This window comes from Paraburkholderia strydomiana, assembly GCF_046030495.1.
Taxonomy (GTDB): Bacteria; Pseudomonadota; Gammaproteobacteria; order Burkholderiales; family Burkholderiaceae; genus Paraburkholderia; species Paraburkholderia strydomiana_A.
This window is the reverse complement of the sequence record NZ_JAQQCJ010000022.1, coordinates 13,720-40,065: the sequence shown is the minus strand read 5'-3', so window position 1 is coordinate 40,065 and position 26,346 is coordinate 13,720. Positions and strand designations below refer to the sequence as shown.

The window sequence follows — 26,346 nt, the reverse complement described above, 5'->3', positions numbered from 1 at the left end:
TTCACCGGTTGGCCGCCGCCTTTTACAGTGAGCCATCGATCGCGCAACACCGGAACATCGGAGCGCGTCGCAACTTTCGGAGGCTCGGTGATGAACAGCAATCGTGGTGCGGTTCCAGTTGCTTTCTTCGGGATCGCGGTGGGCGCGCTGGCGTTCGCCAATTTGTGGCGTGTGGCGATCAGGGTGTGGCACCTGCCCGCCGTGGCGGGAACCCTGCTGACGATCGCGGCGCTCGCCGTGTGGCTAGTGGTTATGGTCGCGTACGGGCATAAGTGGCTGACGCGGGCCGCCGACGCCCGTGCGGAAATGCAGCATCCGGTGCAATCGTCGTTTGCGGCGCTCGGGCCGGTGTCCAGCCTGCTCGCCGCGCAGTTGCTGGAGCCGTATGCGCATACCCTGGCGCTCGGCCTGTTCGGCGTGGCCGCGCTCGCGCAACTGGCGCTCGGCGTGTATCTCCATGGACGGCTCTGGCAAGGCGGACGCAAGCCTGAACTGATCACGCCGGCCATTTATCTGCCGACCGTCGCGCCGAGCTTCGTCGCCGGGACGGCTGCCGCCGCCTTCGGGTTTCATCAGCTGGGCGAGCTGCTTTTCGGCGCCGGCGTGTTGTCATGGCTCGCACTCGAATCGCTGATCCTGCACCGCGCCGCCGTCCATGAGCCGCTGCCCGAAGCGCTGCGTCCGATCCTCGGCGTGCAGCTCGCGCCGCCGGTCGTCGGTGGCGTGACGTACCTGAGCCTGAGCAGCGGCACGCCTGATCTGTTCGCGCTGGCCCTGCTCGGTTACGGGCTGTATCAGGCTTTGCTGCTGTTGCGCCTGCTGCCGTGGATCCGCCAGCAAGCCTTCGTGCCGGGCTACTGGGCCTTCAGCTTCGGCGTGGCCGCGCTGCCGACGATGGTTCTGCGGATGCTCGAACGCGGCGCCGCCGGTCCGCTCGAATGGGCCGCACCGGTTCTGTTCATCGCGGCGAATGTGATCATCGGCGTTCTGGTGGTGAAGACGGTGGGCTTGCTGGTGCAAGGCAAGCTGCTGCCCGCAAGCGCCACCCCGGCGGCACCCGTCAGGCAAGCGCCCGCCGGTTCGCGGGTTCCGCAGGCGAGCTGATGGGTGAAAGCGGGGAGATGCGTCTCCCCGCTTTCACGTCAAAGCACCCAAGCCTCAATGCATCGACGCATCACGGCATCACGGCATCAACAGCGCCATCAAAACCCGTGCAACGACACCACGATCAACGCGGCCCCCGCCACCGCCACGACATCCTCGATCAGCGCCGCCGGCGCATCCCGTCCGAACGTGCGAGCCAATGCGCTGCGCACCTTCGCACCGGCGAGCGTGCCGATCACCGCGCCTGCCGCACCGACCACCGCACCGAGCACCCCCACGATCCAGCCGCCCGCCAAACCGCCGTGCGCGCCGCTGATCGCCGCGCCGCTCAACGCGCCCGCCACGATGCGCGCGCCGAATTGCAGCGGCACTTTGCGGCTGGGCGTTTCCGGCAGTTGATCCGTAATCAGTTCGACGACCGCCAGCAACGTGAAGATGTACGGCGTCGCGGTGAAGCCGAGAAACGCGAGCGGCGTGCCTTGCAGCGGCAGCCATCCGAGATGCGCCGCCCAGCTGACGGCGGCGGGAGCCGTCATCGCGCGAAGGCCGGCGACGACGCCGATGAGCAAGGCCAGGACGTACACGGACATAGTGGACTCCGAATCAGGGCAATGATGCACGGTTGGACAAGCCGACGGCTTACCTGGACGAACGTCGGCAGAATGTGTCGAGCATTTCACCTGGACAGTCAACTTCTCACCGCATCCATCGAGGCGATCCGCCGTTGCCGGCGCGGTTGCCCCCGGGGGTTGCCCCCTTTCGGTGTGACCCTAGTGTCGCACAATTCGACTGGCGAAAACGCGGGCGAGCGCCTGCGCCGGCATTGGCCTCGTTCGGGTCATGCGCGCCGGATAGACTGCGCCACCAGCGCGCCGACGTTCGCAATCGCCGCATTGCTGCGGGTCGCGTCGCCGTCCGTTTCGGTCAGATAGACGGTCACCAATACCGGTCCACGGCCGGGTGGCCACAGGATCGCGATGTCGTTGGCGGTGCCGCGCTCGCCGGTGCCGGTTTTATCGCCGACGCCCCAGTCCTCGGGCAGCTTCGCGCGCAGCCGTGAGCCGCCGGTCTGGTTGGCCGCGAGCCACGCCAGCAATTGCGCCCGCGATGCGGCCGAAAGATGCTCGCCCAGCACGAGTTCGCGCAGGTTGCCGAGCATCGCGTTGGGCGTGGTGGTGTCGCGCGGATCGCCGGGAATCGCTTCGTTCAGTGCGGGTTCGATACGGTCCAGCCGCGTCATGCCGTCGCCCAGGCTGCGCGCGAATGCGGTGACCGCCGCCGGGCCGCCGAAGCTCGCGAGCAGCAGATTGGCCGCCGTGTTGTCGCTGAGCGTGAGCGCCGCCTTGCACAATTCGCCGATGCTCATGCCCGCGTCGCCGGTCAGTTCGCGGGTATGCCGGCTCGTGCCCGGCGAGTTCGGCACGAGATCGCTGGCGGAGAACACCACGCGCCGCTGCAAATCCTCCTGCCCGCGGTCCACGCGCGTCAGCACCGCGCCCGCCGCCAGCAGCTTGAAGGTGCTGCACATCGGGAAGCGCTCGTCCGCGCGTAACCCGGCGTGCAAACTGGTGGTCGTGTCGACGATCGATACGCCCAAGCGCCCGCCGCTTGCCGCCTCGATCCGCGCGAGCCGCTCGCGGATCGCCTCGGCGTCGGCCAGCTCTCGCCCACGCGCGGGACCGCCTGCCTTCATCGTCTTTCCCAGCGCGCCCGTGCTGCCAAGCGCAACTCCAGCTATCGAAACACCCAGCACCGCACCCGCGAACTTCCGTCTCGTGATCATCGCCGCTCCTTGTGTGAAGCCGCCACTATCGGTTTTCCCCCCGGCGCTGACAAACGATGATAAGTTAGCCGACTCACAAGAAAATCTTATGCCTTCACCATGAGACCGCATCTTCCCCTGAACGCTTTGCGCGCGTTCGAATCGTCCGCGAGACACCTGAGCTTCACGCGCGCCGCGCTCGAACTGAACGTCACCCAGGCCGCCGTCAGCCAGCAGGTCCGCACGCTCGAGGAACGGCTGGGCACCGCGCTTTTCAAGCGTCTGCCGCGCGGCCTTGCGATGACCGACGAAGGCCTCGCGCTGCGCCCGGTTCTGAGCGACGCGTTCGACCGCATCGAAGCGGTGCTCAAGCAGTTCGAAGGCGGGCATTTTCATGAGGTGCTGACGGTCGGCGTGGTCGGCACGTTCGCGGTGGGCTGGCTGATGCCGCGCCTCAAATCGTTTCGCGAGGCGCATCCGTTCGTCGAACTGCGGCTGCTGACGAACAACAACCTCGTCGATCTCGCCACCGAAGGGCTCGACTTCGCGATCCGCTTCGGCGACGGCACGTGGCCCGGCTCGCTCGCCACCCGGCTGCTCGATGCGCCGCTCGCGCTGCTGTGCACGCCGGAGATCGCCGCGCGTCTGTCGAAGCCCGACGATCTGGCGGGAGAGACCCTGCTGCGTTCGTATCGCGCGGACGACTGGATGAACTGGTTCAACGCCGCCGGTATTCCGTCGCGGCCGGTTCGCGGGCCGGTGTTCGATTCGTCACGCCTGATGGTGGAAGCGGCGATGCAAGGCGCGGGAATCGCGCTCGCGCCGGCGCTGATGTTCGATCACGAGGTCAATACGGGGCGCCTCGTGCGCCCGTTCGATGTGGAAGTCCACGCCGGCAGCTATTGGTTGACCTATCTGAAGGGCAAGCCGATGACGCCGGCGATGCTGCTGTTCAGTCAATGGATCGTCAACGAAGCGGGACAGCGTTCGCCGGACTAGCACAGCGCGCTGCGGCGATGACCGTTCATCGCGGGCCGTTCGGCTTGCGGCGGGAATACGTTCCACGAACCGTCGTCGTGACGGAAGAAGAAGATCGATAGCAGGCCGCCGGGCCGCAGCGCTTCGACGCACACATAGCGTTGCGATGCGCGGTGGCAGAACCGCACGACGCGCGCGGGCATCGACGGGGTGGGTGCGAGCCATTTGTCGACGGCCCAGTGCAAGGTCTTTTCTGCGGCAACCATGATGTTCTCCTTGAATCCTGTCGCGTTTGAATCGTTAAACCGTTGAGTCGTTGACAGCGCCGTTGCGCTTTCACGCCAGTTGCGCGGCCACCTCGGCGCCCTTCGCACCGCTTTCGACGAAAGCCTTCACCAGACACACCAGCGCAAGCACGCCGGCACTCGGATGACGCAGGCAGCCATGCACCTGTTCGCTGCGGCTTTCGCCGAGCAGGCACCATGCGCAGAAGTGTTCGCAGTTGTTGGTCAGCAGGCGGTAGCGGTTTTCGCCGAGACGGGAGCGCGCGCGGCGCACGGCTTCGTCGCCGATGTAGCGGGCGCTCGGGGTCGAGCGGATCGACAGCGGCTGGCCGGCGGCGAAGCGCGCCAGTTCCACTTCCTCGACCGGGCCGCGATGCGCGGAACTCGCGAAGCCCGCGTAATGGACCACGCGGCCATTACCCACATAGATGCCGTGATGTTCGTAGCCGCGCCGTTGCGTGACGAGATGCGCGCCGATCGGCAGGTCGATGGTGGACGGTGCAGCCTGGCGCGCTTCGTTGCCGGTACTGTTCGTCTGAAGAAGAGGGGTGTTCATGGCTGGCCTCGTTTCGATTTCCAACACTGTTGCGAGGTCATGTGCATCATCCGGGCCATGCGCGCGAAAGCCTTTATTTAAGGCACTTTCGGGTTTTTGGGTGGGATACGGGACGGTCCGTGTGTCAGCGGTGAGCCGACAGAATTCGCCCCGATGTGTTGGTGCGCGACGCTCTTTACGGGGTTCCAGCCATGCCGCTTTCTGCTGTTGTTCCGTGCATCGGCGCGTGACCGCAAGCTGCCCGCATGTGTTGGGTCATACACCGCCGCGCGTGGGCGTTTGTTGGCTGCAAACCGACCGATCAGCGCCCGTGCAAGCCGACGCTGCGTGCGCAGGCGCGCGGAATCGCCGTGCAATCAACGCGTTACGACAATGCCGGGGATGGGGCCGCAAAGTGGCATGGCACTTGCACTATCACGTCCAGATCCTTTTAAACCGCGCGCGTAACCGGCGCGGCAACCGGAGAACGTCATGGCTTGCATCACAGTAAACGACCTCACGCTGAACCTCGCGCTCGACCGTAAAGCGATGGCGGCGATTCGCGGCGGCGGTGGCGCGCCATGGGTCTATGGCTGGATTCAGCCGTATGTGCGCAATACGCCGAGCATGGGACCTGTCGTGAACCTGTACGAGGTGTCCAACAACTTCTATGCTAACCAGATGATCAACCAGTTCCAGTCGGTCGACGTCTACAACACGGGCGCGAACTCGAACATCGCTGTCTCTCCCGACGCACGCAGCAGAAACGATACGGTGTAGCCGTTGTGACTTGTGCGAGCCAATTTCGCTGGACGTCGTGCGCGCGTTCCGACGCCGGACGCGTCCGCGAGATCAACGAAGATGCCTGCCTCGACCAGCCCGCCCCCGGGCGCTGGGCCGTCGCCGATGGCATGGGCGGGCACGCGGTCGGCGATCTGGCGAGCCGTCTCGTGATCGATGCGTTGAGCCGGCTCGCTGCGCCGCTCAGCATGAAAACGCTGATCGCCGATGCCCGCACCCGGCTGCAAACCGCCAATCGTCAACTACGCGACGAAGCCGCGCGCCGCCAGGTGCAGCGCATCGGCAGCACCGTCGTCGTGCTGCTCGCTTGCGACCGCTTCTGCGGCTATCTGTGGGCGGGCGACAGCCGTATCTATCTGTACCGCGCAGGACAGCTGCGGCAACTCACGCGCGATCACAGTCAGGTGGAAGAACTCAAGTCGCTCGGCGTAATCACCGACGAAGAGGCGCGGCATCATCCGGCGCAGCATATGATCACGCGCGCGGTGGGCGCGACGGATCGGCTCGAACTCGACGACGATGCGATCGAGGTCGCCGACGGCGACGTCTTCCTGCTCTGCAGCGACGGCCTGAGCAACGAGCTGAGCGACGACGAAATCATCTCGGTGCTGACCTCGGCGCAACGCGAGAACGCGTCCGAGGAACTGGTCGAACTGGCGCTCGCGCGCGGCGGTCGCGACAATATCACCGCAGTGGTCGTGCAGGCGGAAGACCCGAATGCGTCCGACAAAACCTTGCTGAATCCGTCGCCCTGAAGTCACCGCTTTGACGCCACGGTTGGCCGGCATCAAGTCTCGCCGTCTTCCTCGTCGCGCTCCCGCTCGTCCTCCGAGCCGTTCCTGCTGGCGGCCGGCGCATTGCGATTGCGGAAGTCCTTCGAGTGCAGACCATGCTTCTTCAGCAGCATCTGCAAATGCGAGCGGTTCATGTCGATCCGCCGCGCGAGTTCGGCCACGGTGCCGCTCACCTCGCGAAGGCCACGCTCCAGGAAGGCTTTCTCCGCGTCGTCGCTGGCGGCCCGTTTCGCGTCGCTCAGCGACATCAGATTCGCCACGCTGATCGGCTCCTGCCCGCTCGCGGGCGCACCGCTCGACACAGCCGCCGCCCCCGGCGCCGTCGGCCGCATGTCCTGCGGCAGATGATCGACGTCCGCCATATCGCTCGCGAGACACGACACGCGATACATCACGTTGCGCAACTCGCGAATATTTCCGGGGTACGCGTAGTTCAGCAGAAAGTCGCGCAAACGCGGCGTCAGTCTGACGGGCCTGCGTTTCAAGGTGCCGGCCGCTTCGTCGCCGAACCACGCTATCAGCAGCGGGATTTCATCGCGGCGCTCGCGCAACGGCGGCAGCGTCACGTGAATCACGCTGAGCCGGTAGAACAGATCCTCGCGGAATTTGCCCTCTTCGCTCAGTTGCCGCAGATTGCGATTGGTCGCCGCGACGATGCGCGTATCGACGGCGACGGTTTCATCGGAGCCCACGCGTTGAATCTCGTGCGCTTCGAGCACGCGCAGCAGTTTGACCTGGCCGGCGAGCGGCAACTCGCCGATCTCGTCGAGAAAGATCGTCCCCGTATGCGCGCTTTCGAATTTGCCCTTGCGATCATTCGACGCCCCGGTGAACGCGCCCTTGCGATGCCCGAACAATTCGGACTCCAGCAGGTTGTCCGGAATCGCGCCGCAGTTCACGGAGATGAACGGCTTGTCCGCGCGCGAGCCGTTCGCGTGAATCACTTTCGCCATCAGTTCCTTGCCGGTGCCGCTTTCGCCGTCGATCAGCACGGGCAAATCGGTGGGCGCCGCTTTCTCGGCGATTTCGAGCGATTCCAGCAGACGCGCATTGTCGCCGAAGGTCCCTTCGAAAATGAAGCTGCGTTCGAGCAACGCCTTTCTGCGCGCGCCGCGCGATTGATCGACCGGCGTCTGCGGCTCGGCGGCCACCGCCGCCTGCACGAAGCGCTCCTTGTGCGAAAGCTGCATCACTTCGTCTCGCAACGAGGTGGCTTGCCTGAGGAGCTTGTCGATATCCGCGCGTTCGAGGCGCGACGACCAGCGCAACGTCGAGCGCAAAATCTCGATCCGCTCGATCAGGCCCGCGTAGGAAATCGCGGGGCTGGCCTCTTCAATCTGGTCGAGTATCTTCATCATTACGCGCTCAACTGTTTCTGGACCAGTTGGTAATACATCCCGCCACGCTGAATCAGCTCATCGTGACGGCCCTGTTCGACAATCGCCCCTTCGTACAGCACGAGAATCTTGTCCGCGCGCATGATGGTGCTGAGCCGGTGCGCGATGATCACCGCCGTACGGCCCTTCAGAATGTCATGCATATTGCCGAGGATATTGCTTTCCGACTGCGAATCGAGCGCCGACGTCGCTTCGTCGAACACGAGCAGACGCGGGTCGTGATACAGCGCGCGGGCGATGCACAGCCGCTGGATCTGTCCGCCCGACAAACCGATCCCACGCTCGCCGACAATCTGTTCATAGCCGAGCGGCATCTTGCTGATGAACGCGTGCGCGTCGGCCATCTTGGCAACTTCCTCGATGCGGCGCCGGTCGGGCGCATCGTCGCCGCTCGCGATGTTCTCCGCGATCGTGCCGGAGAACAGCAGATTGCTTTGCATCACATAGCCGATCTGCGCGCGGTAATAGGCTTTGTCGACCACACCGAGATCGTAGCCGTCGATGCTCATTTTCCCGTCGGTAGGCGTGTAAAAGCCGACCAGCAACTTCGCGAGCGTGGTCTTGCCCGAGCCGCTGCGCCCGACTATCGCCACCAGCTCGCCGGGCTTGATGTCGAAGCTGATATTTTCGAGCACATAGGCCGAGTCGTTGTCTCCATAGCGGAAATAGACGCCGCTGAAACTGATCTCGCCTTGCAGTTCCGGCAGCATCACGCGCGAGGGCAAATCCTGCGGCTTCTGTTCCGGCTCGATGTCGAGCACGTCGCCGAGCCGTTCCATCGCGACGCCCGCGTCGTTCAACATGCTCCATAAACCGACGAGCCCCATCAGCGGACCCATTACGCTGCCCATGAACGCATTGAATGCGATCAACTGACCGATCGTCATTTCGCGCGCCAGCACCAGATTCGCGCCGACCCAGAGAATCGCAATGGTCGTCGCGGCGTTCAGCAACTGACTGCCGAATCCGACCAGAATGTTGAACGCGTGGGCGCGATACTGCACTTCGAGCGCCTTCGCGTACTTCTTCTCCCAGCGCAAACGCACCGGCCGCTCGATGCCCATGCCCTTGATGGTCTCCACGCCCGCAAGCGCCTCCATCAGAAACGACTTCGAATCGGTCGACGCGGTAAACACCTCGCGCGCGTAGCCTTTGATCTTCGGCGTGACGATCGCGGTCAATGCCATGATCGGAATCACGAACGCGATCAACACCAGCGTCATCTTCACGTTGTAGACGAACATGATCGTGAAGTAGATGAACACCATCAGCAGATTCAACGTGGTGGTGACGGTGGACTCGGTGAGGAACGCCCGGATAGTCTGGTTCTCCTGAAAGCGCGCGAAGATGTCGCCGGTCTTGCGCTTCGCGAAGAACGAGAACGGCAGCGACATGGTGTGCTTGAAGAACTGCGACATCATCGCGAAGTCCATGTTGCGCACCATGAAGTTGGCGAGATACGCGCGGATCGTCGACATCAACTGCGAAAACACGTTGGCGATGATCAACCCGCCTATCAGCAGATGCAGCAGGCTGACGTTCTGATGCACGATCACGCCGTCGAGAATGTTCTGGATGATCAGCGGTGGAATCACGCCCAACACCTGAATCACGAAGGTGGCAAGAAACAGATGGCCGAGTATCTTCTTGTACGGCTTCAAATAACCGACAAAACGTATCCACGGCGAACGCGCCGCCGACATTTGCACCAGATGCGGGCCGCCGGTGAACAGCAGACACGTGCCGCTCCAGCCGCGCTCGAAATCCTCGACGGTCAATTTCCGGAAGCCGAGCGCCGGGTCCGCGATCCACACGTAATCCTTCGAGAGCCCGTACACCACGACGTAGTGATAGCCCTCCCAGTGGATGATGAACGGCAGATCGAAACCGCGCAACGAATCGAACGTGCATTGCACACCGCGCGCCGTGAAGCCGAGCGATTCGCCGGCGCGCGCGAGGCTGTCGAGTGTCGCGCCCTGGGTCGTGACGTTGGCGAGTTCGCGCAATTTGCCGAGCGTCATCGGAATACTGTAGTGGCGGCACACCATCGCGAGACACGCGGCGCCGCAGTCCATCTCCTCCGCCTGTTCGACCAGCGCGAAGCGTTTGATGACCTTCTCGCCGAACTCGGGCTTGCTTTGCAAGTCGAGCATCAGCGGCAACTTGCGGCGCTGTTCGAGCCGCTTTTGCCGCTGCAATTCGCGGTCGCCGTAGCGGATGCGCTCGTCGAGCACTTCGCGCAGCTTCGGATTGCGTTCGAGGATGAAGTGAACCGTGCGCTCCGGAATCACCAGCAGCCGCGTATCGGTCGTCGCCACGACGGAGGCCATCTGCTCCTGGCGCATCAAACACGCTTTTTCGCCGAATATCTCGCCTTCGCCGAGGGTCGCGAGCGTATAGTCGTGGCCCTCCTCGTGCCGCACGATACGCACCTGGCCCTGCCGTACCACGTAGAGCCGCCGGTCGTCGCGCCCGTCCTGCTTGAGAATCTCCTTGCCCGCGACAACCCGTTTCACGCCGACGCTGCGCACATACTCTTCCAGCTCGGCCTTGTTCAGCTTGCCGCGCAGATCGAACAACTGCGCGACGAAGCCGCCCGCCGAGCTGATCGCCACGTAGCTCGCGACGAACGCCAGCGCGGCCGGATTGCCGGCCATCACCGGTTCAATCGCGGCGCGCGGAATGAACAGCAACTCGGTTTTCGCCGACGACCGCACCGACGCTTCGTGCATGTACGTGCGCAACATCGCGATGTCGGCGAAGATTTCGCCCGACTTGCGCACGCCCATGCTGGTTTCCTTGCCGTGCTCCTCCGTGAAAATGCGCACCGAACCCGAACGCACCACGTAGAGCCCGTCGGCCATCTCGCCCGCAGAGCAGACCGTTTCGCCAAACGAATAGAAGCGCGCTTGCGCGTAGTCGGCAAGACGCTCGATTTCATCGCGCGAGAACGGCGAGAGAATTTCCACCGAGGCGAGAAACTCGGCGGCGGAAGGCGCGGCCTGGGGTGCGTCCATGTACTACGGACCTCCGTTCGGCTGACTGCGTTGGGTTGGTTCGAGTGGTACAACTGCGCTATGGCGCGAATGAAGCAAAGCGCGCAAAGGGTACAGACCTGTTAGCGCGCTTCGATCACATGCTCCTGGGCGCGCGCGATCAGCCAGCTTTCGCGCAGCAGCCGCCTGACTTCGGCGGCCACGTCCGCATCCAGCGTCGCCGGATACTTGGCCGTCACCGCGAAAATCTCGAAGCACGAGCGATCCGCCGACGCAAACGGCCCCAGCAGATCGCCCACTGCCGCATTGAAAATCTTCGCTTCGATGTCCGGCTTCAACGAGCCGCGCAGCACCTTGCCGATCACGCCGCCCGCCTCACGCGTATCGGCAATCGAATGTTCGCGCGCCATGTCGGCGAAACTGTCGGGGTCGTCGTGCAGATACGAGATCATTTCCTTCGCCTTGCCCTCGCTGTCGAGCACGATATGGCTCACTTCGATCGCGTCGAACTTCGGCGAATTGAGTGCGAAGTAGTCGCGGATCGCAGCTTCGTTGCCGACCTCGTCGAGCATCTTCTCCTGGTACAGCCCGTCGGTAATGAACGCTTCGAACTCGTCGAGACTCACGTGCAGCACGTCGAGATATTGGTTCATGTCGGTCGCGCGATGCAGGCCGCGCACGCGGCGGAACTGATCGGCGCGCTGCTGGATCTCGTCGGCAGTCACCGCAACGCCGTGCTTTTTCGCTGCGTGCACCGTGAGCTTGTCGCGCACAATCTGTTCGATCAGGCTTTCGAACTGGCCGGTCAGTTTCAGAAGACGAATGAACTCGGACACGTCCACGACTTCATCATCGATACGCACTATCGCGGTCATTTCACTCGCTCCTTTGATTGGGGATATTCAGCATGCTCAACCCGCCACCTGCCTGAATGGATCGAGACCCAGATCGATCAGGCGGCGCTCACGCACCACAATCTCCGCGCTTGCCGTCATGCCGTAGCGCAACGGGTAACGGGTGTCGGCGATCTGGTAGTAGTTCTTGTCGAGCGTGACGCGGCCCTCGTAGACCGGCTGCTTGTCCTGCGCCGACGGTTTGGTGGCGGGCGAAATATAGGCGAGCGTGCCGCTGATCAGCCCATAACGCTGATACGGAAACGCATTGAATTTCAGCTTCACCGGCAGGCCTTCATGTAGAAACGCGCGGTCATGTTCGGCGATTTCGATCTTCAGCACGGGCCGTGCATCTTTCGGCGCGATGCCGCCGAGCGGCGCGTTCGCCTGGATCTTGTCGCCGCGCTGCGTCGACGTCACATCGGTAATGACGCCCGAGACCGGCGCGAGAATCAGCAGGAAGTTGTCCTTGTCGATGTTCTCGAAGCGGATTCGCGCGGCGGCCTCCGACACGAGACGGGCGCTCTGCAATTGCAGACGCACCTTGTCTTCCGCATCGGTGATATCGCGCACCGCCGAATCGTATTGGAGTTGCAGGTCGGTGGTCTGCTGGCCGCTGGTTTCGAGTTGCGCATTCGCCTGCGTGTATTCATGACTCAGGCGAAAGTCCAGTTCGGCGAGCTTCGATTGTGCGACGCGGTAGGCGTTGTCCGCTTCCAGCGCGGCCGTCCGTTTCTGCTCGACCTGCAATTCGGCAATGCCGCCGCCACCCGGCTGCGCAAACAGCTTCGAATAGCGGTCCAGTTCCTGACGCGCCGCCTCGCGCGTGCGGCGGGCGTTGTCGAGGATGCTGCGCGCTTCGTCGAGTTCCGCCTTCTGCCCTTCGGCGAGCTTGGTGGTGCCCTCCGACACCCGGTTTTCGTGCAGACGGGACTCCACTTCCATTTGAGCCTTCAGCGCCGCCGCTTTACGCTCCATGAACGCTTTCTTTTCCGGAAACTGCTTCGAGTCGCGCTCCGCATCTTCGAGTTTGAGTTGCGCTTGCAGCGCGTTGCTCGCCGCTTCGATCGCGCCGCGTGCATTCAGCCGCGCCAGCACGTCGCCCTTCGACACCGGCTGTCCCTCGGCGATATACAGGTCGGCCAGTTCGCCGTCGATCGGCGCATAAATGCGGCGCACTTCCGATTCGGGCGACAGCGTTCCCTGCGCGGTGACGATCACATCCGCGCGGCCGACGAACGACCACAGCAGGCCGGCCACCACCAGCGCGACCATTGCCCAGATCAGCGCACGCGCGATCCGCACGGGCTCGGCCGTCAGAATCGCAATGCCTTCGACACTGTGGTCCTCCAGCGCCTCGGACAACGGCCTAGGGTGATTGTCGCGCTTCACTCTGCTCGCCTCCGATCAATGCCAGCTTCGCCTTCAACAGTCCCGGGTCCAGCACCATGCGCAACTCCGTCAGCGAGCGGCGCTGCAAATCCGCTTCGGCTTCGATGTCCGCGAGGAGGCGGTCGAATTCAGCGGGATGATCGGCCTTCAATTGCGTGTAGATGCGCATGCCCTGTTGCGCCGCCGTTTGCGCGTCGGACAGCAAACGCGCCTCACTGCGAAAGCCCGACGAGATGCCCGCTTCGAGCCGTTGCGCGCCGCCGATCGAACCGCTCGCGCGATATTGCTTCCACACACTCTGCGCGCGCAGCAGCAGATCTTGCGCACGCGCGAGCGCTTTGTCGTGCAGCGCGGCGACGTCTTTTTCGATCGACTGCGCGAACCATGCGTCCGCCTGCGGATCGAGACTCGCGTAGAACGACAGCAGGCGCTGGTCGTAATCCTTGCCGCCGCGCGTCTTCTGCAAATCGGTGTACTGGTCGAGCAGCGCTTTCTTGTGCGCCGCTTCGGCCGCGAGCACGTCGGACCACGGGCCGGCGGGCATCGCCTGCAAACCGGCCAGCGCCTGCTGCGCGTCGCCGCGCAGCCACGCCGCATTCACCGCGTCGTGACGCTGGATCACGTCGGCGGACGGCAAACGGCTCGCCGCCAGTTGCTGAAACTGCGCCTGAAACGGCGGCGTGCCGAAATGCACCGACTTCAGCATCGCGAGCAATGGTGTCAGTTGGCGGCTCAGTGCGGCATTGAGCAACGCGGAGTACTGGCGCAAATCCTCGCGTACCCGGTCGAGGCCGGCGAGACGCGGATAGCGCTGCGCGTAATCGTCGAGCACGGGTGGCAGCGCGTCGGGTTTATCGCGCGCCAGCTCGGTGCGGATCACGCCATTGAGCCGGTCGATCGCGGCGACATACACCGAATCGTCGCTTTCCAGCTTGCGCAGATGACTCAGCGCCCTCGCGTAGGGCTCGGCAAATACCGGCACATAGGACGCGATCCGGTCGAGCGCGCGTTGATGGCTTTTTGCGTCGTCTTCCCAGCGTTGCAGCAGGTTGTTGATCGTCGACTCGTCCGCGTACATGCGGATCGGCGCATCCGCGCCGCCGCGCCCGGCCACGAAGCGCTCCAGATCGCCCACCCACTGCAGTTCGCCGGCCAGCGATGTGGCGTCCGCGTTGTTCGCGCTCAACGCTCTCATCTCCGTCAGCAGAGCGTCGGCCTGATCGAATTGAGCCTTCTGCAATGCGTTCAACCAGCCGGGCAGTGTCGCCTTCAGCAACGCTTCGCTGGCGAGCGCACTGACTTTGGTGTCCGCCGGATGGCTCGCCAGATAGCCTTTCGCCGCCGTGACCGCACTCGTGTAATCGCCGCTCGCCAGCAGGTCTTTCAATTCACGCTCCGACGAGCCATGCAGGTAAAGCGCCACCGCGATCGCCGCCAGAACGGCGACGCCCGCGCCGCCCCATCCCGCGATACGTTTGACGTTCGGACGGTCGTCGTCCGCAAAGGCCTTGCCGAGTTCGCTCGCGACGAGGCGCCAGCGCCGCGGCTTGCTCTTCGCGCTCGCCGCGGGGCCCGAGGCGTGGGCGCCGCGCGCACTAGCGCCGCTCTTCGCGCCATGCGCGCCGTTCGTTCCGTTCGTCCCGCTGATGCCATTCACGCCTTTTGCGCCGCTCTGCGCATCGCGCTTCGCCTGTGCCGACACGGCCGATGCCGCTTCGTTGACTTCGTCTTCACGTTGTAGGCCCGGGTCGACGCAAAAGATATCGAGGAACGAATGCGCGGCGCCGACGAACGTGGTCTTGTCGTTATCGGCCGCATCGTCGACGGCTGGATTGAGGAATAGCTGGGTCACGGTGGGCTCGACATCAGGGGCTTTCTGCAGCGACACCCTGTAGACGAAGTGGTCGCCGCCAAATGCAACGACGTCGCCTTCCACCAGCGGCAGCGCGGATTCGTCCAGGCGTTTTCCGCCAACGAAGGTGCCGTTGGTGCTGCCGAGGTCCTCGACGTAGAGGTCTCCGCTCTTCAGAAAAATGTGCGCGTGGCGCCGCGAGATGTAATTGACCTGATGTGGAAAGCGCTCTTTGTAGCGCGAAAAAACGTCGTCCGCCTTGCTGACGAGAAATGGGAACGCCTGCACCTCGATCGGCTGCAAGCCGAGGTCGTCGCGCTGCGGCACCAGCAGCAGGCCCGGCGGGGGCGGCGTGCCGGTGGCCGCCACGATGCGTGCGCGCGGCTCGATACTCACCCGGTAGCACAGCTCGCCGCCGAAGCACAATTCGTCGCCGGCCCGCACGCGCGCCGGCATTTGCCGCACAGCGATACCGTTCAGCGCCGTGCCGTTCTTACTGCCGAGATCGGCGACATAAACCGCGCCGTGCTCCGTGAAAATGCGCGCATGCCGGCGCGACAGACGCGAGGTTCGCTCGGGAGGATAGTCGGAGAATGGCGCTTCGCTGCGGCCGATCGCAAACAGGTTGTCGACAATCCGGATCGCGTCGAGCGGAGGACGTTGCGCGGACGCAACCGGTGACAACACCACGTCGAACGCAGCGTCCACTGTCGCGCGCATTTCAGCAATCGGAGCTTCGCCGGCGGCCATTTTATCTGGATCACTAAGCGTTTACCCGCTGCGCAGAGCGCGCAACGGAAACGGGACGATGGACAACGGCGAAACGATCTTGTTGTAATGAGCCGTATGAAATAGGGCCCCTCAACGATTGTAAGTCACGCATGGCGAGTGTCAATTTTCAGATCATCAGTTGTGAAGGCGGCGCGCGTCGTCGAGAGCCGAAACATCCGCGCGGCGCTCCGTCTTGCGATTAGCTCAGTGTTCCTTTACTTCTCTTTTATCTGCCACTTATTCTCTGCCTACTGGCTATTCACTTGCGCCTGCACGTCCACGCTCGGCCAGCCGCCGCCCAGCGCCTTGTACAGCAGAACCGTGTCGGACAGAATCAGTTGATGGTTGGCGAGAAGGCCTTGCTGCGCTTCGAGCAGGGTCCGTTCAGTTTCGAATACCTCCAGTTGCGACACCACGCCAAGGCGCAATTGCGACTGAATCTGATCGGCGACGATTTGCAGGCGCGACACCTCCTCCTGCAATTCCACGCGTTGCGCCTTATGGGAGTTCAGATTGACCAGCGCGTTCTCCACTTCCTCGAACGCACCCATCACGGCCACGCGGTATTGCTGCTCGGCTACCGTCGATTGCGCCTGGGTCGTCTTCACGTGAGCTCGCGTACCGGGGTCGAGCAACGGGATGTTGATGCTCGGCATCAAGCCGAACGTGAACGATTTCAGCAGGTTGTTCAGCGCGGCGCTCGCCGTGCCGCCGTGTGCCGTGAGACCGATGGTCGGCAATTGCGCGAGCTTGGCCTGGCCCACGAGGTCGTAAGCCTCCAGTACTCTGAACTCCGCCGCCACCACGTCGGGGCGCCGCGCAAGCAGCTGCGCGGGCAAGCCGTCCGGCACCGCGGGCAATTGCACGCGTTCCTGCAGATGGCCCTGCGGCAATTGAAACTCGCCTGCCGGTACGCCCATCAGTGTACAGAGCGCATTGTTGGCCAGCGCGCGCGAACGGCGCAAGTCGAGCAGCTCGTTGGTCAGCCGGTTGATTTCCGCCTGCTGGCGCAGCACCTGGGTTTGCGGTACGAGGCCGCTGCGCCGCTGGCCGTCGTAGATCGTGAGTATCTGTCTGTTCGTGACGAGCGTCCTCTGCTGCTGCTCGATCTGATCGTCGAATTGGAGAATCTGAAAGTAGGTGCTGGCGACGTTCGCCACCAGTTCGAGATAACCGGCGCGCCAATCCGCCTCGCTGGCGTGAAATTCCGCCTTCTGGGCCTGCACGCCCTTTTCGACCTTGCCCCAGATGTCGATATCCCAGTTCACCTGGGCCGCGACGTTGTACTGCTTCGCAAAGGTCTGGCCCGTGGTCTTTTCGAAATCGGCGCCGACGCCGAGGTCCATCGTGGGCAACGCGCCTGCTTTCGCCTCGGTAATCTGCGTCCCCGCGACATCGATACGCGCGGCCAGCACTCTGATATCGAAGTTGCCCGCAATCGCTTTGGCGATGAGCGTGTCGAGATACGGATCGTGGAAGCCTTTCCACCAGTCGGGCTCGATGGTCGCGGTGGCCGACACCGCCGCGCCCTTCTGATCCGACCATGACGCTTTGGCAGGCGTGTCGGGGCGCTTGTAGTCGGCCATGCGAAAGTCGACGCACGCACCGAGCGACAGCGCGCATGCCGTTGCCGCACATACGCCGCGCAACACGGCGCCGACGCGCCGCCCGCCGCTTGCGCGCACCGGCGTGCACCGTGCCGATGTCACGAGGAAGAAGCGCTGACAGATCAGTGAATCAAGCAACGCTGACACGATTGTCTCCGATGACGCCCGCTTCGCTGCACACACTGCACGACCGGAGCGCCCTTCAGGTAAAGCCTCTCCCACGCGGCTTCACCATCGAAGGAGCGGGCGGGCAGGTTGGCGCGGGGATCGGACGGTGACGCGAGGGGTGCGTGAAAAGAACGATTGAACTGGAAACCTTTTTGAGTCACTAGCCGATACGCGGCCAACGGGAGATCGATGCTCGACCAGGGGGGAGCGGGCCCCGCAGAGACCGGCAGGCCTCCGCGGGGGACGCGCCGCTCAGGACACGTAGATGTTGTTGGCCGAGCTCACATGCGGAGCGATCGTGGTCGTGGTGCCCGCGACGAACGCTGCGTTGTTGCCGTTCGCGCTCTGGATGTTCATCGTCGTGTTGATGAGCTGCGTAGCGTCGACGGTCTTGCTGTTGTTCGGCGCATACACCGGCGCATAGGTGAAATACGATGACGAGGGATAGCCGAAGCCACCGCGCACGGCGCTCATCGCCTTGCTGTCGAGTTGTTCGGTGATGGACAGGTCTTTGATCATCAGCGTGTTCATGGTAAATCTCCTGGAAAGGGAAGCTGCACAGTCCTGCGTTTGGGTTCGAGCAATTTGTCTGCTCGGGTGTCACTAATGCATGGGCTGTGCCAGAGTTAATTTCCGATCCTAATAAATATCCAGAAAGGCCGCAGATAAAGGGCTTTGGCGATGACTGGCGAGCCGGGGGGAAGTGCACGCGACGATACGGCGAGCAGAGGATGACGGATTGCAGCCAACAGACGGCGTAAGGTTGTTGGCTGCTTCGTGACACTGGCATGCACGAGCTGCGCCGAGCAAGATCTCAGCGCGCAATGACGGTGATCTTCTTCGAGTACACCGGCGGATTGTGCGGGACATGCATATCGTCGCCCATCAGCAACTGCAACGTGTGCTTGCCCGGCGGCAATTGAATCATCGTTTCCGTTTCGCCCGCGCCGAAATGCAGATGGTTGCGGTCCGAAGGAATTTCCTGGTCCATCGGCGGCAGATCGGTGTCGATCAGCAGATGATGGTGGCCCGTATTCGGATACTTGACGCCCTTGGGCGCCACGCCCATGAAGCGCAAGCCGAACCACACGCGAAACGGCTTGTTGGCGGGCACCACCTGGCCGTCGTTCGGATAGCCGATATAGGCGTACGCGCCGGGCGGCGCTGGTGTCGTGCCGGCCATGGCGAAGCCAGGCAGGGTCAATGCCGCCGATGTCACGAGCGCCGCGACCACAAAGATCTTGTACATGAGGTCTCTCCGTCCTGATGGACCCGCGTGAAACGAACGGATCGCGCTAGTCTTTTTGCACGGTAATGGTGATCTTCTTCGAATAGACGGGCGGCACGAACGGCACGTGATTCTGGTCGCCGAGAAGCAGTTGCAGCGTGTGCTTGCCCGGCGGCAACTCGATACGCGCGTCCGTCTCGCCCGCACCGAAGTGCAGGTGATTGCGGTCCGACGGAATTTCCTGGTCGAGCGCCGGCAGATCGGTATCGATCAATAGATGATGATGCCCGCAGTTCGGGCGCGCGACGCCCTTTGGACACACCCCCATGTTGCGCAGACCCATGCGCACCCAGAGCTTGCCGCCATGAATCACCGCGCCATCCGACGGCCAGATGATGTATTCCTCGGCGCCCGGCGGCGATGCGGTCTGTTCGGCCAGCGCGATATTGAAAGGCGCCATACAGCCGAGTGCGAAGAGAAGCGTGGCGCACGCTGCCGCGCGCCCCACGCCGACGCGTGTTTTCATTGCATGACGCCAATCGGAAACAACGGGGGTGAGGGTTCTTCTTCGCATAGCGCACTCTCCCGAAGAGGGGACATGGCCGTCTCGGCTGCGCAAAGCAGGCCGAGCGCTCCGGCTGGATATCGCGGGTGCGAGTGACGGGACGGCCGCCAAGTTAAAACGACTGTGCGGCGTTACTTTGTGAAATTAGCTTAGGACGTAACTTGCCAAAAAGATACGCCACACTCGTTAACCGTATGACGCATTGAGTTGTGGCGCGCAAAGCGCGTGCTATCGTTATTAACAGGTTGCAGACGGATGGTCGTCGAAAGCGGCATCGATGCTTCGCCGGAAGTACTGCAGCGAATGCAGCACGCAGCGCGGTCCTCGAATGCCTAGATTCTGTCCGGTACAAACAGGATACAAAGATGTGGCGAATATTCCTGCTGGTCTGCATGGCCGGAGCAATCCAGGCGCAGTGGAGTATGGCTCATGCCGCTATCTCGACATTGGCGAGCACTGCAATTCCTGCGCCCATTGCAACGGGTACGCATGCGGCGGCGATGACCGATACGGCGGTCTCGCCATTCACGTCAGTGCGCGAGCCTGCACTTTCTCCACGTATTGCGCTCGTCATCGGCAATGGCGCATACGGCGATCCCGCCGCCCCCATCCGCCCCAACGCGCCGCGCGACGCCGAAGCAATGCGCGATACGCTCCAGGCGCTCGGCTTCGCGGTCATCATGCGCACGAATGCGACGCCACTGGACATGCAGGAGGCGATCAGCGAATTCCAGCGGCGTTTGCAAGGGGGCGGCGTCGGCCTCTTCTATTTCGCGGGCCATGGCATGCAAATGGGCCGGCAGACGTTGCTCATGCCTGCCGGACTCGATGCACGCTTGCCGGTGTCGCTGGTGAATAGCGGCATCGATCTGAATAGCGTGTTGCGGGCGATGTCTGCACCGCGTGCGGGCCGGCTCAATGTCGTGATTCTCGATACGTGCCTGAACAATCCGTTCTCGCCGGGCGCGACGAGCAATACTCCAACGCCGGGTGCCGATACCGTGATCGCCTATGCCGCCGCCCCCGGCGGCTTTGCGGCGGACGGCGCGCGCCACGGCGTCTACACGAACGCTTTGCTGCACGCGCTGGAAAGCGCCTCGTCGACAACACTCGACGCGCTGTTCGAGCGCGTCGCCGCGCAAGTGCGCGATGCAACCGGTGGCGAGCAAAAGCCGTGGATTGCTACGACGCTGGCTTCCTCGCCTCAGTTGAACGAAACCGCTAGGCGCTATCGCGAGGCGTCTGTGCCGGTCATCGCGTGGGCGCGCCAGGAGGGTCCGCTCGTCGCGCTGCACAGCAGGGGCATTCTTCCGAAAGACAGCAGCGAGCAGTACGAAATCACGTTCTGGAATTCGATCAAGGACAGCAACTATCCCGCCGATTACGAGGCCTATTTGAAGGCCTATCCGAATGGCCGCTTCGCTACGCTCGCTCATGCGCGCATCGATCGTCTGCGCGCGGCGGCGAGTGCGCCTGCGCCTGCGCCGACACCTGCACCTGCGCCGCAAGCCGCTCACCCCGCCGCGCCAACGAGTGCCCCGGCGCCGGAGCACCCGCGCACAGCGTCGGCGCCAAATCCAACCCCCACGCCAAGCGCGGCCGCACCCGCCGCGCCGACTGCCCCACCCGCCGCCGCAGTCGCACAGAAACCCGTCACGCGTCCGCTCGCCGCCGGTGAAAGCCGCGACTGCGCCGCCTGCCCGATCATGGTCCCCGTCCCCCCCGGCTCATTCTCAATGGGCAGCAACTCGGACGATCCATCGGAGAAGCCGGTCCATCACGTGAGCATCGGTGTGCCGTTCGCGATCGGCAAATACGAGGTGACGGTCGAGCAATGGAACGCGTGCGTCGCCGCCAACGCCTGTCAGAAAGCGACGCCCGAAAGCAATACGAACAAGGCCGCACCGGCGCGCGACCTGAGTTGGGACGACGCGCAGCAGTACGTGAAATGGCTCACCAAAGTCACCGGCAAGCCCTACCGTCTGCCCACCGAAGCGGAATGGGAATTCGCGGACAGAGGCGGCACGACGACCGCCTACTGGTGGGGCGATCAGATGCGCAAGGGCACCGCCAATTGCAAGGATTGCGGCGACCCATGGCACAAGGAAGGCCCGGAGTCCGCCGGTTCGTTCGCGCCGAATCCGCTCGGCCTGTACGACATGAACGGCAGCGTATGGGAATGGACCGCCGACTGCTGGCACAACAACTATCAGGGCGCGCCCGCCGACGGCCACGCATGGGACAGCCCCGGCTGCGACATGCGCGTGATTCGCGGCGGTTCATGGCGCGAAGGCGGCAATTACATGCTCAGCGCGACGCGCTTCAAATACAGCGCGGGCGTACGCCAATCGCAGGATGGCTTTCGGGTCGTCAAAGATCTCAAATGAAGCGCGTGGTCTCGCTGCGAGATCACGAGCGGTTCATGCCGTCGAGTTCAGACATGGTGGTTGACGCCCGCACCGCATTCAAGGCGCGCGCGGCTTCGTCGTGATCGATGCGAAGTCGGCCACGATGTGGTCCTGGCCGTATTTGCCGCGGATCTGCGTGAGCCGCGTGTCGAGCGCGCGCAGATAGTCGGCGCGCGATTCGCTTTCCGGACGCGGCTTGTCGAATAGCGGCACCGGCGTAATCAGCAGCACCACCATCTCCGCGCCGAACGGTTTCGAAATGATCCAGTCGCCGCCGCTGCCGATTGTCGCGGCGTAGTGCGGCGGCGCCTGATTGTCCTTCGCGCGCGGGCTCGGCACCATATGCACGACGCTGCCGTCGAGCTGGAAGTAGTCGAGGTTCACATACGAGTCGAAGCCAGGCGTCGTCACGTCGACGACCAACGCGTCGCCCTCGCTCAACTGACCGCCGGGCGGCCGCACATGCAAAGCCGCGATGCGCCCCGCTTGCCAGTTGCGAACCCAGTAGGGAGCGAGCGCGTTGACGGTATCGCATTTGCCGTCGGCGATGGGTTCGACGTCGAGCGTCAACGTATCGACGCCCGGCAAGGCCGCCAATGTGTCCTTCAGATGCGCCGCGCCGTAGCGCTGCGAGACGAAGCCGCGCACCGTCAGCGAATGATCCTGGACGGCTGCGGAGAGCGCCGAACACGGCACTTGCGCCAACGTGGGGGCGATGGCGGCGAGCGTCAGTGCGGGCTTGGGCGCGGGCGGCGTGGCGATTGGCGCCGACACGGCCGCGGCGCTCGCAGCAGCCGGTGCGGAGTTTGATGCGGCGGATGCCGTCACGGTCGGCGGCACGGCCGCCACCACATTCGCCTCCGACGCTGCATCCGCCCGATCCGCCAATGCCTGCGACGCCCCCACCGCCGCCGGCGTACTGCCCTGCCGGCTCGGCCCCGAGCGCAGCGCAAACACGCCGACCGCCGCCGCGCACACCACGGCAAAGCTCGCGAGTCCGGCCTTCGCCAACGTACCCGACTTCTCCGCGCGCGCCTCGTTGTCGAACTCGGCAATGAAGCGCACGACGCTCGGCATGCGCGTGGCACGATCGAACGACAGCGCGGCACGCAACGCGCGCCACTGCTTCGAATCGAGATTCTGCGGCCGCTGCAGCTTGAAATCGGCATTGCGCGCCTGAGTCGCCGACAAACGGTCGAACGGATGGTGGCCGGTCAGCAACTCGTAGGTGATGCAGCCGAGCGCATAGATATCGTCGCGCGGATCGGGCTCGCGGTGCTCGATCATCTCCGGGCTCGCATACGCGGGCGTCATCGCACCGAGGCTGCCGGGATCGAACACCGTCGCGTCGCTCTCCTCTTCAGGGCGCTGAAACACGCGGGCAATGCCGAAGTCGATCACTTTCACTTCGGCGTTGGTGGTCAGAAACACGTTGGCCGGCTTGAAGTCGCAATGGACGAAGCCGCGCTCATGCGCGTAGGCGAGCGCGGCACACATGCCGCGCACGATCGGCAGCGCCGCGCGCACCGGCATGCCCTGATAGCCCGGCGTACGCAGCAACTGGCTGAGCGGTTTGCCGCTCAGATACTCCATCGTCAGATAGACGATCGGCCCGTCGCGGTCGAAGTCGTACACCGTGATGATGTTGCGATGCGCGAGAACCTGCGCCTTGCGCGCCTCGCGCTGCAAGGCGACGAGCGAATTCGGATTGCCGCGAAACTGGACGTTGAGCACCTTGATCGCGAGATAGGGCTTGCGATCGGATGCTTCGAGCTTGCGCAAGTCGAGCGCCTTGTACACCGTGCCCATGCCGCCCACGCCCAGACATTCCTCGAGGACGAAGCGGTTATTCAACGTGTCGCCGGTGCCTTTGCTCTGATCGTGTCCCGCGCCGTCCGGCGCGTTGCTGGCGTTGCTGGCGTTGCTCGCACTACCTGCACTGGCGGAACGCACCGATGGAATCTCCACCGTGGTCTGAATGCCGGTTTCCTCGCCGCCGGCCGCCACGTTCGACACGCGCAGCTGCTCGATGCGCCGGCGCACTTCGAGGTAGAGATCGTCGGGTAACGGGGTTTTATGATGCGCCGCGCCAAGCATCTCCAGCAGCTGCGTGGGACCGAGTCCTTCGGTCGTCAACGTACTGTCGAGTTGAGCGACGAACTCGTCACGCGACAGCTCGCCGCTCTGAAAGTCGTGAATCACACGTGCAAGGCTAGCCATTTGTGCGAAGCGCCGCCGCTGCCGTTGGGCCCGATCTCATGTGACCGAAGGCACTCGGGCTGATGGAAAACCTGTCGTAACCAGTTACATGTGCCGCTTCGATACTAGCTCCCGGTCCGTGCTTTCGCAAACCAGGATTGGCCCGCGCCGCGCTTCGCAAGCGTGGCGCGCGAGTGTCGTCCGGCAGCCGACAGCACGCGGCCGTGTGTCGGCCATACGCCACCGCTCCCGTATCGCCCGAGCAGGTCATGCCGCTGCGGCCGACCGGTAGGTGCATTGCGAAAGCCTTGTGCAGCAACGCTCCGTCAACTTTATTAGGAACCTTGAATAAAACTGGCACAGCCCATGCATTAGTGACACCCGAGCAGACAAATTGCTCGAACCCAATCGCAACACCGCGATACTTTTTTCCAGGAGACTCACCATGAACACGCTGATGATCAAAGACCTGTCCATCACCGAACAACTCGACAGCAAGGCGATGAGCGCCGTGCGCGGTGGCTTCGGCCCGTCGGTCTCGTACTACAACTTCAGCCCGGTCTACGCGCCGAACAACAGCAAGCACGTCGATGCAACGCAACTGATCAACACCCAGATGGACCTTCAGAACGCCAACGGCAACAACGTTGCGTTCGCGGCCGGCATCGCCTCGTCGTTCAGCCCGAGCATCTCGTCGAACAACAACATCCACGTGTAAAGCGTGACGAGGCGAAGCGCCCGCGACAGCGGGCCGCTTCGCCTCACGCCGATCACGCCCGTCTTCCGCGCACCTTTGGAGAATCACCATGTCATCCCTCTTGATTCGCGATCTATCCCGCACCCGCGAGCTCGACCGCCGCGCAATGTCGGCGGTGGCCGGCGGCACCGGCGCGCCCGGCCTGCCGTCTGTGGCCGGGCTCGGCGGCATTGCCAACGTCAATGTCTCGATCAACCAGAACCTCAACCAGCTGCAATACGTGAACGTCGCCGCGCTCAACAACGTCGGCGTGATCGGTGCCGGGTTCGTGCCGCTGCATCTGGACGTCAGCCCGTCGCTGTGGGGCGCCAACTACGCCGCTGCATAAGCACGGGAAGCAGCGCAGGAACGGGGGTTCATTCAGTGCCGCTTTATCGTTACCGACAGGCAAGCTGCAAACAGATTTCCTATACTGATAGTGCGACGAGACCTCTCTATATCGAACGACAGACAGTAGCGGCGGCCGGACCAGTTCATGGACCGGCCGCCCAATTTCTTTTCGGGAGCCGTCATGGCGAAACTCATCATCAAGGACCTTGCTGCCAGCGTCGAACTCGACCGCGAGGCGATGGCCGCCATCATCGGTGGTGCGCGCGTCGGCGCGCGAGCGAGTGTGGCCGCGCCGCTGGTGCCGGCTGCCACGCGCGTCGTCGAATATCCGCCCGGTTTTCCTGCCGCGCATCGGACGATTATCGAAGCGGCGCTGCCGCGTAATCGCCAGCGCGAATAGAATCGAGTTCGAACAGGCATCGCAACGGCATGCGGTACAACCGCATGCCGTTTGTTTTTTGGGCGCGGAGTGTGCCGCACTTTGCAGCGGAATGTGCGGCCAACGCGTCACACCGCTCGCCGCATGAATTCGCGCCGCAATCATCCACTGCTTTTTCGCGCCAAACCCGCACGCATGGCCATATCTGCGGCAAAAGCAAAGCCGCACACCGCATGGTGCGCGCTCGCCTGCTTCAGTAAGGATTGCCACGAAATCCTCTGTCATGATCATGAGACCTGCCGCGTCGCGCGGATCATGCACATCACGAAGCGCCGCTCACTGCCGAACAGGTGAAGACACGGCGCGCGGCGAACCGGCGTCGGCGACTCCGCAATCGTCGAACGCCCTTTGGAAGGGGCCTATTTGTAGGACGCGCGAGATATCCGCAATTGGAAACGCGGCGTCCGGTTAGCGCTCTCGCCGCAACGACGGCGCCGGTTCAATTGACCTGGCGAATGTCTGCTCACGGCGACATCGGCGGTCGTGCGCTCTCCTATGATGCTTAGGACGCCACGTGGTTTTTCGCCTGCCGCCCGCCAATAGCCTGTGCTATCCGGACGGCTCGATGGCGCAGCGGCGTGCGTGGCGCACGGCAGACGAAGCGCCGCCACCCAGACGACGAGCGCGGCGCGCCACGAGCCGGCATCGCCAATCCAGATTGGAGACACGCAATGAAATTCATCGTGGAATGGAATGGTCAGCCGACCGCCGAGAATGCCGTCATTGAACGCTTCATGAAAACCGGCGGCCGCCCGCCCGATGGCATCACCATGCTGGGGCGCTGGCATGCGATCGGCGGCCTGCATGGCTTCGCGGTCGTCGAGGCCGCCGATACCGGGAGCATAGCGGCGCTGTCGCTCGAATGGGGTGACCTGCTGACGATCACCATCTTCCCCGCGCTAACCGACGAAGATCTGGGAGCCGCGCTCGGAAAACTGATGGCGGCCCGGCAATAGGGCGTTCCTGACCGCTTGCGGCGTCAGGCAAGTTCAAACGTACCCGACGGGCCCGTGCTGTCATGCGCGAAAGGGTCTCCCCAGCGGGTTCACATCGGCACGCTGATCGCCGGCCGCCGCAGCGCTGATC

The 26,346-nt window shown here is 63.6% G+C and carries 23 protein-coding genes; 9 read left to right on the top strand and 14 right to left on the bottom strand.

All coding sequences use genetic code 11. From position 1 onward, the window contains the following. Positions 1–90: 90 nt before the first annotated feature. Positions 91–1,104 (top strand): dicarboxylate transporter/tellurite-resistance protein TehA, encoded by a 1,014-nt coding sequence (gene tehA, locus PQQ53_RS25550; protein ID WP_408147467.1) that lies wholly within the window; start codon positions 91–93, stop codon positions 1,102–1,104. 98 nt (positions 1,105–1,202) lie between these two features. On the opposite strand, the gene PQQ53_RS25545 is transcribed toward tehA, so the two are convergent. Together PQQ53_RS25545 and bla are read right to left on the bottom strand one after the other, a co-directional pair. Continuing rightward, positions 1,203–1,694 carry a DUF4126 family protein gene (locus PQQ53_RS25545; protein ID WP_408147465.1) on the bottom strand — a complete coding sequence of 164 codons (492 nt, stop codon included), beginning with the start codon at positions 1,692–1,694 and terminating at the stop codon, positions 1,203–1,205. Positions 1,695–1,942: 248 nt separating this feature from the next. Continuing rightward, entirely contained in the window at positions 1,943–2,887 is a 945-nt protein-coding gene (gene bla, locus PQQ53_RS25540; protein WP_408151770.1) for a class A beta-lactamase, read from the bottom strand. Positions 2,888–2,986: 99 nt separating this feature from the next. Here bla and PQQ53_RS25535 point away from each other — a divergent pair, with 99 nt between their 5' ends. Then, entirely contained in the window at positions 2,987–3,865 is an 879-nt protein-coding gene (locus tag PQQ53_RS25535; RefSeq protein ID WP_408327122.1) for a LysR family transcriptional regulator, read from the top strand. Here PQQ53_RS25535 and PQQ53_RS25530 read toward each other — a convergent pair. Further along, entirely contained in the window at positions 3,862–4,110 is a 249-nt protein-coding gene (locus PQQ53_RS25530) for a hypothetical protein (RefSeq protein ID WP_408327119.1), read from the bottom strand. The genes PQQ53_RS25535 and PQQ53_RS25530 overlap by 4 nt on opposite strands. Positions 4,111–4,180: 70 nt before the next feature. Continuing rightward, the gene (locus PQQ53_RS25525; protein ID WP_408147457.1) at positions 4,181–4,684 is read right to left on the bottom strand and encodes a lecithin retinol acyltransferase family protein; all 504 of its coding nucleotides are present in this window, start codon (positions 4,682–4,684) and stop codon (positions 4,181–4,183) included. 471 nt (positions 4,685–5,155) lie between these two features. Here PQQ53_RS25525 and PQQ53_RS25520 point away from each other — a divergent pair, with 471 nt between their 5' ends. Together PQQ53_RS25520 and PQQ53_RS25515 are read left to right on the top strand one after the other, a co-directional pair. Further along, a complete protein-coding gene (locus PQQ53_RS25520) occupies positions 5,156–5,443 on the top strand; it encodes a hypothetical protein (protein WP_168667506.1) in 288 nt (95 codons plus the stop codon). Between the two features lie 5 nt (positions 5,444–5,448). Beyond that, positions 5,449–6,219, top strand: a complete 771-nt coding sequence (locus tag PQQ53_RS25515) for a PP2C family protein-serine/threonine phosphatase (RefSeq protein ID WP_408327116.1) — start codon at positions 5,449–5,451, stop codon at positions 6,217–6,219. 32 nt (positions 6,220–6,251) lie between these two features. Here the strand turns inward: PQQ53_RS25515 and PQQ53_RS25510 are convergent, their stop codons facing one another. The 9 genes from PQQ53_RS25510 to PQQ53_RS25470 all read right to left on the bottom strand — a co-directional run bounded on the left by PQQ53_RS25510 (position 6,252) and on the right by PQQ53_RS25470 (position 19,022). Then, positions 6,252–7,616 carry a sigma-54 interaction domain-containing protein gene (locus PQQ53_RS25510; protein WP_408327113.1) on the bottom strand — a complete coding sequence of 455 codons (1,365 nt, stop codon included), beginning with the start codon at positions 7,614–7,616 and terminating at the stop codon, positions 6,252–6,254. After that, positions 7,616–10,672, bottom strand: a complete 3,057-nt coding sequence (locus PQQ53_RS25505; RefSeq protein WP_408327110.1) for a peptidase domain-containing ABC transporter — start codon at positions 10,670–10,672, stop codon at positions 7,616–7,618. The genes PQQ53_RS25510 and PQQ53_RS25505 overlap by 1 nt, the downstream gene beginning before the upstream one ends. A gap of 101 nt (positions 10,673–10,773) precedes the next feature. Further along, on the bottom strand, positions 10,774–11,526 hold the full coding sequence (locus tag PQQ53_RS25500) for a peptidylprolyl isomerase (RefSeq protein WP_408327108.1): 753 nt from the start codon (positions 11,524–11,526) through the stop codon (positions 10,774–10,776). A gap of 36 nt (positions 11,527–11,562) precedes the next feature. Continuing rightward, positions 11,563–12,936 carry a beta-barrel domain-containing protein gene (locus PQQ53_RS25495; RefSeq protein ID WP_408147448.1) on the bottom strand — a complete coding sequence of 458 codons (1,374 nt, stop codon included), beginning with the start codon at positions 12,934–12,936 and terminating at the stop codon, positions 11,563–11,565. Further along, positions 12,914–15,538, bottom strand: coding sequence for an FHA domain-containing protein (locus PQQ53_RS25490; protein ID WP_408327106.1), 2,625 nt, complete (start codon positions 15,536–15,538; stop codon positions 12,914–12,916). The genes PQQ53_RS25495 and PQQ53_RS25490 overlap by 23 nt, the downstream gene beginning before the upstream one ends. Positions 15,539–15,807: 269 nt before the next feature. Then, positions 15,808–17,268 carry an efflux transporter outer membrane subunit gene (locus PQQ53_RS25485; protein WP_408147538.1) on the bottom strand — a complete coding sequence of 487 codons (1,461 nt, stop codon included), beginning with the start codon at positions 17,266–17,268 and terminating at the stop codon, positions 15,808–15,810. Between the two features lie 318 nt (positions 17,269–17,586). Beyond that, positions 17,587–17,865, bottom strand: a complete 279-nt coding sequence (locus tag PQQ53_RS25480) for a hypothetical protein (RefSeq protein WP_408147445.1) — start codon at positions 17,863–17,865, stop codon at positions 17,587–17,589. A 283-nt stretch (positions 17,866–18,148) separates the two neighbouring features. Continuing rightward, positions 18,149–18,583 (bottom strand): DUF4399 domain-containing protein, encoded by a 435-nt coding sequence (locus PQQ53_RS25475; protein ID WP_408327103.1) that lies wholly within the window; start codon positions 18,581–18,583, stop codon positions 18,149–18,151. 46 nt (positions 18,584–18,629) lie between these two features. Then, positions 18,630–19,022 carry a DUF4399 domain-containing protein gene (locus PQQ53_RS25470; RefSeq protein ID WP_408147536.1) on the bottom strand — a complete coding sequence of 131 codons (393 nt, stop codon included), beginning with the start codon at positions 19,020–19,022 and terminating at the stop codon, positions 18,630–18,632. Between the two features lie 470 nt (positions 19,023–19,492). Here PQQ53_RS25470 and PQQ53_RS25465 point away from each other — a divergent pair, with 470 nt between their 5' ends. Beyond that, on the top strand, positions 19,493–21,514 hold the full coding sequence (locus tag PQQ53_RS25465) for an SUMF1/EgtB/PvdO family nonheme iron enzyme (RefSeq protein ID WP_408327099.1): 2,022 nt from the start codon (positions 19,493–19,495) through the stop codon (positions 21,512–21,514). A 78-nt stretch (positions 21,515–21,592) separates the two neighbouring features. Here PQQ53_RS25465 and PQQ53_RS25460 read toward each other — a convergent pair whose 3' ends face one another. Next, positions 21,593–23,755, bottom strand: coding sequence for a serine/threonine protein kinase (locus PQQ53_RS25460; RefSeq protein WP_408327096.1), 2,163 nt, complete (start codon positions 23,753–23,755; stop codon positions 21,593–21,595). 424 nt (positions 23,756–24,179) lie between these two features. Here PQQ53_RS25460 and PQQ53_RS25455 point away from each other — a divergent pair, with 424 nt between their 5' ends. The 4 genes from PQQ53_RS25455 to PQQ53_RS25440 all read left to right on the top strand — a co-directional run bounded on the left by PQQ53_RS25455 (position 24,180) and on the right by PQQ53_RS25440 (position 26,216). After that, positions 24,180–24,452: a hypothetical protein gene (locus PQQ53_RS25455; protein ID WP_121323659.1), complete on the top strand. Its 273-nt coding sequence runs from the start codon at positions 24,180–24,182 to the stop codon at positions 24,450–24,452. 88 nt (positions 24,453–24,540) lie between these two features. After that, positions 24,541–24,819 (top strand): hypothetical protein, encoded by a 279-nt coding sequence (locus PQQ53_RS25450; RefSeq protein WP_408147438.1) that lies wholly within the window; start codon positions 24,541–24,543, stop codon positions 24,817–24,819. 183 nt (positions 24,820–25,002) lie between these two features. Next, positions 25,003–25,221 (top strand): hypothetical protein, encoded by a 219-nt coding sequence (locus tag PQQ53_RS25445; RefSeq protein ID WP_408147436.1) that lies wholly within the window; start codon positions 25,003–25,005, stop codon positions 25,219–25,221. 710 nt (positions 25,222–25,931) lie between these two features. Next, on the top strand, positions 25,932–26,216 hold the full coding sequence (locus PQQ53_RS25440; RefSeq protein WP_408147434.1) for a DUF3303 domain-containing protein: 285 nt from the start codon (positions 25,932–25,934) through the stop codon (positions 26,214–26,216). Positions 26,217–26,346: the final 130 nt, after the last annotated feature.

Bases quoted from the DNA above. Each gene is read 5' to 3' on its own strand.
- PQQ53_RS25460 (WP_408327096.1), bottom strand. From the start codon at position 23,755: ATGGCTAGCCTTGCACGTGTGATTCACGACTTTCAGAGCGGCGAGCTG.
- PQQ53_RS25445 (WP_408147436.1), top strand. From the start codon at position 25,003: ATGGCGAAACTCATCATCAAGGACCTTGCTGCCAGCGTCGAACTCGAC.
- PQQ53_RS25520 (WP_168667506.1), top strand. From the start codon at position 5,156: ATGGCTTGCATCACAGTAAACGACCTCACGCTGAACCTCGCGCTCGAC.
- PQQ53_RS25545 (WP_408147465.1), bottom strand. From the start codon at position 1,694: ATGTCCGTGTACGTCCTGGCCTTGCTCATCGGCGTCGTCGCCGGCCTT.
- PQQ53_RS25525 (WP_408147457.1), bottom strand. From the start codon at position 4,684: ATGAACACCCCTCTTCTTCAGACGAACAGTACCGGCAACGAAGCGCGC.
- PQQ53_RS25480 (WP_408147445.1), bottom strand. From the start codon at position 17,865: ATGAACACGCTGATGATCAAAGACCTGTCCATCACCGAACAACTCGAC.
- PQQ53_RS25535 (WP_408327122.1), top strand. From the start codon at position 2,987: ATGAGACCGCATCTTCCCCTGAACGCTTTGCGCGCGTTCGAATCGTCC.
- tehA (WP_408147467.1), top strand. From the start codon at position 91: ATGAACAGCAATCGTGGTGCGGTTCCAGTTGCTTTCTTCGGGATCGCG.
- PQQ53_RS25500 (WP_408327108.1), bottom strand. From the start codon at position 11,526: ATGACCGCGATAGTGCGTATCGATGATGAAGTCGTGGACGTGTCCGAG.
- PQQ53_RS25470 (WP_408147536.1), bottom strand. From the start codon at position 19,022: ATGGCGCCTTTCAATATCGCGCTGGCCGAACAGACCGCATCGCCGCCG.
- PQQ53_RS25450 (WP_408147438.1), top strand. From the start codon at position 24,541: ATGTCATCCCTCTTGATTCGCGATCTATCCCGCACCCGCGAGCTCGAC.
- bla (WP_408151770.1), bottom strand. From the start codon at position 2,887: ATGATCACGAGACGGAAGTTCGCGGGTGCGGTGCTGGGTGTTTCGATA.
- PQQ53_RS25530 (WP_408327119.1), bottom strand. From the start codon at position 4,110: ATGGTTGCCGCAGAAAAGACCTTGCACTGGGCCGTCGACAAATGGCTC.
- PQQ53_RS25440 (WP_408147434.1), top strand. From the start codon at position 25,932: ATGAAATTCATCGTGGAATGGAATGGTCAGCCGACCGCCGAGAATGCC.
- PQQ53_RS25475 (WP_408327103.1), bottom strand. From the start codon at position 18,583: ATGTACAAGATCTTTGTGGTCGCGGCGCTCGTGACATCGGCGGCATTG.
- PQQ53_RS25510 (WP_408327113.1), bottom strand. From the start codon at position 7,616: ATGATGAAGATACTCGACCAGATTGAAGAGGCCAGCCCCGCGATTTCC.
- PQQ53_RS25465 (WP_408327099.1), top strand. From the start codon at position 19,493: ATGTGGCGAATATTCCTGCTGGTCTGCATGGCCGGAGCAATCCAGGCG.
- PQQ53_RS25455 (WP_121323659.1), top strand. From the start codon at position 24,180: ATGAACACGCTGATGATCAAAGACCTGTCCATCACCGAACAACTCGAC.
- PQQ53_RS25490 (WP_408327106.1), bottom strand. From the start codon at position 15,538: ATGGCCGCCGGCGAAGCTCCGATTGCTGAAATGCGCGCGACAGTGGAC.
- PQQ53_RS25505 (WP_408327110.1), bottom strand. From the start codon at position 10,672: ATGGACGCACCCCAGGCCGCGCCTTCCGCCGCCGAGTTTCTCGCCTCG.